The 1127-nt window shown below is 70.6% G+C and carries 1 protein-coding gene; it reads right to left on the bottom strand.

Annotation, left to right across the window (positions count from 1 at the left end):
* Nucleotides 1-1127, bottom strand: a 1127-nt coding sequence (gene trbL / locus NFX52_RS30300) for a P-type conjugative transfer protein TrbL (protein WP_252636008.1), incomplete at both ends; no start/stop codon positions are given.

Here is a 1127-nt window from a genome sequence, read left to right as displayed (position 1 = left end):
GCCGTGGTGGCCGCCTGCGTGGCCTGCTGGCGCCGCCGCATGCGCCGGGCCCAGCCCGGCTCAGACACAGGCGCCGGGGGCGCCGCATCCTCAGCACCACCCACAGAAGCGGTCTCCCCAGAGGGTGAAACGGCTTCGGAGACAAACCCCGTCGCGCGGTCCTTCATTGCCTGGACTCCAGCCGCCACCCGCTGGCCCACCGCGCTGGCCCCGGTCTTCGCGGCATGGCCCACGCCCGCACCAGCCGCGCGGACGCCCTCCGCCCCCGAAGCGGCAGCACCTGCCTGGTAGGCCGACTTCATGCTGCCCGCCGCTGCCTGGGCGGTCCGCGCCACGGCGGCACCGCCACCAATAGCCGCCTTCGCGGCTCCTGGCGCCATGCGCGCACCAGCCGCCACCGCAGAACCCGCGCCCGCCACGGCCGCGCCACCAGCGACGGCCAGCCCTGCCGCTCCCAGCGCGGTGCCCGCCACCGCACCGGCGCCCAGCTGCGGCCCGCCCGACACCAGCCCCGTCGCGATCCCCGGCCCGAAGATCCCCAGGCCCAGCATCGCCAGCGCCGCCAGCATGATGACCAGCGCATGGTCGATGGACGGCTCGGCTCCCGGTGCCGTCGTGAATTCAGCGAACAGCCCCGAACCAATCCCCACAATCACGGCCAGAACCAGCACCTTGATGCCCGAGGACACCACGTTGCCCAGCACCTTCTCCGCCAGGAAGCTGGTCTTGTTCCACAGCGCGAACGGCACCAGCACAAAGCCCGCGAGCGTGGTCAGCTTGAACTCCAGCAGCGTGACGAACAGCTGCACTGCGAGCACGAAGAAGGCTACGATCAACACCAGCCATGCCAGGAACAGCACGGCGATGGTGTCGAGGTTGGCGAACACCTCCGGGAACCCCACCAGCTCGCTGATCTGCGCCATGATGGGCCGCCCGGCATCGATGCCGACCTTGGCCAGGCGCCCGGGCTGCAGCAGCTGTGCGTGCGTCATTCCGGAACCCGAGGCTGTGAGCCCCAGCCCGGCGAAGGACCGGAACACGATCCCGGCCAGCTGATTGAAGTTGCCCAGGATGTAGGCGAACGCCCCCACGTACAGCACCTTCTTGACCAGCCGCGCGATCACGTC

The organism is Acidovorax facilis (assembly GCF_023913775.1).
Classification (GTDB): domain Bacteria; phylum Pseudomonadota; class Gammaproteobacteria; order Burkholderiales; family Burkholderiaceae_C; genus Acidovorax; species Acidovorax facilis.
The sequence above is the reverse complement of the archived record's forward strand: the minus strand, read 5'-3'. Positions and strand labels throughout refer to the sequence as shown.